The sequence below is a fragment of the Bacillus sp. JJ634 genome (genome assembly GCF_036962285.1).
Taxonomy (GTDB): Bacteria; Bacillota; Bacilli; order Bacillales; family DSM-1321; genus Peribacillus; species Peribacillus asahii_A.
The window spans coordinates 1-3,721 of sequence record NZ_JBALMU010000213.1 but is presented as its reverse complement, the minus strand read 5'-3'; the positions used below and the strand labels follow the sequence as shown (position 1 = coordinate 3,721).

The window sequence follows — 3,721 nt, the reverse complement described above, 5'->3', positions numbered from 1 at the left end:
ATATGCAGCTATCGGGCTTATGGTGTACTATTTAATGACAAGTCTAGCCGAAATGGCGGCCTTCATGCCAGTTGCAGGTTCATTCCGCGTATACGCATCTAAGTTCGTTGATCCATCCTTTGGCTTTGCCATTGGCTGGAACTACTGGTATAACTGGGCCATTACAATCGCTGCAGAACTAGCGGCCGTTGTTCTTATTATGAAGTTCTGGTTCCCGGACAGCCCGTCTCTTCTATGGAGCGGATTGGCACTAGTGATTATGTTTTTATTCAATTACTTATCCGTTAAAGGCTTTGGAGAAGCGGAATTTTGGTTTGCTATGATTAAAGTTGTAACGGTTGTAATCTTTATTGTTACCGGAATCCTTATTATTTTTGGCATTATGGGAGGAAACGATCCAATCGGGTTCTCTAACTTTGTGGCAGATGGCGGTCCATTTAACGGTGGATTTTTCGCAATCCTTGGTGTATTCATGGTTGCCGGATTCTCTTTCCAAGGAACTGAACTGCTTGGCGTAACAGCAGGAGAAAGTGAAGACCCTGAGAAAAATATTCCTAAAGCTATTAAATCCGTATTCTGGCGTATTATTTTATTCTATATTCTAGCCATTCTAGTTATTGGTATGATTATTCCCTTTACAGATGCCCGTCTTTTAAGTGATGAGGTTGCGGTCAGTCCATTTACACTTGTATTTGAAAGAGCCGGTCTTGCTTTTGCTGCTTCTGTTATGAATGCGGTTATTCTTACATCTGTATTATCTGCTGGAAACTCTGGTATGTACGCATCTACGCGTATGCTTTGGGATTTAGCCCGCGATGGAAAAGCTCCTAAGTTTCTTGGTAAACTAGACAAACGCGGCGTTCCTGTGAATGCCCTTATTGTCACAGCATTAGTCGGTACACTTGCTTTCTCCGCTTCTTTATTTGGAGATGGTGTTGTCTATATTTGGCTATTAAACGCTTCGGGTATGGCTGGTTTTGTAACATGGGTCGGAATTGCTATTGCTCATTATCGATTCCGTAAGGCTTACATTGCTCAAGGACATAGTTTAGATGATTTACCATATCGTGCAAAAGGATTCCCATTCGGGCCATTATTAGCCCTGATTCTTTGTATCATCATTATTATCGGACAAGGATATCAAGCGTTCTCAACGGACGGAATTGATTGGAATTCTATGCTTGTCTCATATATCGGCTTAGTCCTATTCTTCATTGTATGGATTGGTTATAAAATTAAACATAAAACAAAATTAATTCCTCTTGAGGAATGCGACTTTAAAGCTGAATAATATAAAAGAAAGAACCTGATATTGTATATCGGGTTCTTTCTTTATAGGTTCTAGGTTCTACACTAGATAATATACACGGCATTCATAAGGGCGTAGTGGAGCCTCGTTTATTTCATCCTCATTCCTCTGATTATAATTACTAATTAATAGCTTAGCTGATTTGTGAATAAATTCTTTCGGTAAGAAAAAGTCAGCCGCATCAGCTGTGAAATTACAAAGTACAAGCAGCTTTTCTTCTCTTAACGTTCTCGTATACGCAAAAATACGTTCGTCTTCTGGAAAAAGCAAATCATAACGACCATAGACAATAATGCTATATTTCTTTCGCAATCCAATTAATGTTCGATAATAATGAAAAATAGAGGTTGGATCATTGATAGACTCTTCAGCATTAATTTGCGGATAATTAGGATTTACTGCAATCCATGGAGTACCCGATGTAAAACCTGCATGCTTAGAGTGATTCCACTGCATCGGTGTTCTCGCATTATCACGTCCGCGAGCATGAATAGCAGCCATCATCTGATCATGTGACCATCCTCGGCTGTATACGAGCTCGTGATAAGCATTGATTGTTTCAATATCTCGATATTCATCTAACTGATGAAAGGCCACATTGGTCATCCCAAGCTCCTCTCCTTGATAAATATAGGGAGTGCCCTGCATCATATGAAGACAAGTCGCTAACATTTTGGCACTAACTTCTCGATACATGCCATCATCACCAAATCGAGAAACGGCTCGCGGCTGATCATGATTATTCCAATACAAACTGTTCCAGCCATCCTCCTCTAACCCCTTTTGCCATTTCGTTAAAATATGTTTCAAATCAGTCAGCTTCCACGGACCATTGCTCCATTTCCCTTCTGATCCTCCCCCTAAATCCACATGTTCAAATTGAAATACCATTTGCAATTCATTCCGCTTTTGCCCTGTATACAATTTCGCTTGATCTGGATTAACTCCAGGTGCCTCACCAACTGTCATAATATCGTAATGCGCCAATACTTCCCGATTCATTTCTTGCAAAAACTCATGAGACCGAGGGCGATTCATAATATACGGACTACCGTCTCCATACCGTTTTTCTGGATACACATATCCATCTGGAAAAGCAGGGTCCTTGGAAATCAAGTTAATAACATCCATTCGGAATCCATCGACTCCCTTATCCAGCCACCACTTCATCATTTCATAAATTTCTTTTCGTACCGCTTCGTTTTCCCAATTCAAATCCGGCTGCTTTTTACTAAATAAATGTAAATAATATTCATCTGTATTGGAATCATATTCCCAGACAGACCCTTTAAACACAGATTCCCAGTTCGTAGGAGGTTGTCCATTCCTGCCTTGGCGCCATATATAATACTCTCGTTTCGGATTGTCTTTAGACGACCTTGATTCAACAAACCACTCATGCTCATCTGATGAATGATTGACAACGAGATCCATCACCAGCTTCATTCCCCGCTCATGAAGCGCCTTTAACAACCGTTCAAAATCAGCCATTGTTCCAAATTCGCTCATGACCGAGCGATAATCACTAATATCATATCCGTTATCATCGTTAGGAGATTGATAAATTGGAGATAGCCAAATGACATCGACACCAAGCGTTTGCAAATAATCGAGCTTCATCATAATGCCTTGTAAATCACCAATTCCATCGCCATTGCTGTCCATAAAGCTCCGTGGATAAATTTGATAGACAACCGCCTCTTTCCACCATCTTCTCTCCATTTCAGCCACTCCCTTCTATCCCTATTATAAAAAGGAAAACTGTTAAATATGCTCAGTCAGAGCAATACCTAAAAAAACTTGCCTACTGAGAAGAAGTAACCTTTAAACCAATAATCCCTATTACAATACAACCTACAAAGAAGAGACGTAGGAAGTCTTTCGGCTCCTGAAAAAAGATAATTCCTATAGTAACCGCTCCGACAGCGCCAATTCCTGTCCAAATCGCATAAGCCGTTCCAAGCGGTAATGTTTTAATTGCTGCTGATAAAAAATAAAAACTAATAATCATCCCAGCAACAGTAATAACAGATGGAATGATTTTCGTAAATCCTTCCGTATATTTTAAGCTTGTTGCCCATATCACTTCAAATACTCCTGCAATGATTAAATAAAGCCACGCCATTTTTTTCTCCTCCTCTTTTTCACAGCAAAAAGCCCGGAAAGTATATTTTTCAATACCTCCCGGGCTTTTATCCCTCCGTGTACGCAAGCTGAATCCTACGCGTTTCTCTCGGACCAGTCCGACCTTTATGATCGCGGAACCCTAGAAACTTTCATATCGCCCTTACTATAACACACAAGATATACAGGGGCAAACACATGAATTTTTTTACAAAGAAATATTTTCTATTTATTCATTAAAATAGTATAATTGTTATATAACAGTTTAATAGGAGGAATCATTGTATG

Annotated in this window: 3 protein-coding genes and 1 riboswitch; of the genes, 1 reads left to right on the top strand and 2 read right to left on the bottom strand. The window is 39.8% G+C overall.

The window, feature by feature from the left end; genetic code table 11:
• Positions 1-1,291, top strand: a 1,291-nt coding sequence (locus tag V7068_RS22095) for an amino acid permease (protein WP_499714572.1), incomplete at its 5' end; no start/stop codon positions are given.
• Between the two features lie 57 nt (positions 1,292-1,348).
• Here the strand turns inward: V7068_RS22095 and V7068_RS22090 are convergent.
• On the bottom strand, positions 1,349-3,031 hold the full coding sequence (locus V7068_RS22090) for a glycoside hydrolase family 13 protein (RefSeq protein WP_499714571.1): 1,683 nt from the start codon (positions 3,029-3,031) through the stop codon (positions 1,349-1,351).
• Positions 3,032-3,113: 82 nt separating this feature from the next.
• On the bottom strand, positions 3,114-3,434 hold the full coding sequence (sugE, locus tag V7068_RS22085; RefSeq protein ID WP_499714570.1) for a quaternary ammonium compound efflux SMR transporter SugE: 321 nt from the start codon (positions 3,432-3,434) through the stop codon (positions 3,114-3,116).
• Between the two features lie 54 nt (positions 3,435-3,488).
• Positions 3,489-3,590, bottom strand: a riboswitch (guanidine-I (ykkC/yxkD leader).
• Positions 3,591-3,721 lie beyond the last annotated feature (131 nt).

Coding starts and splice junctions, on each gene's coding strand:
- V7068_RS22090 (WP_499714571.1), bottom strand. CDS start 3,031: ATGGAGAGAAGATGGTGGAAAGAGGCGGTTGTCTATCAAATTTATCCA.
- sugE (WP_499714570.1), bottom strand. CDS start 3,434: ATGGCGTGGCTTTATTTAATCATTGCAGGAGTATTTGAAGTGATATGG.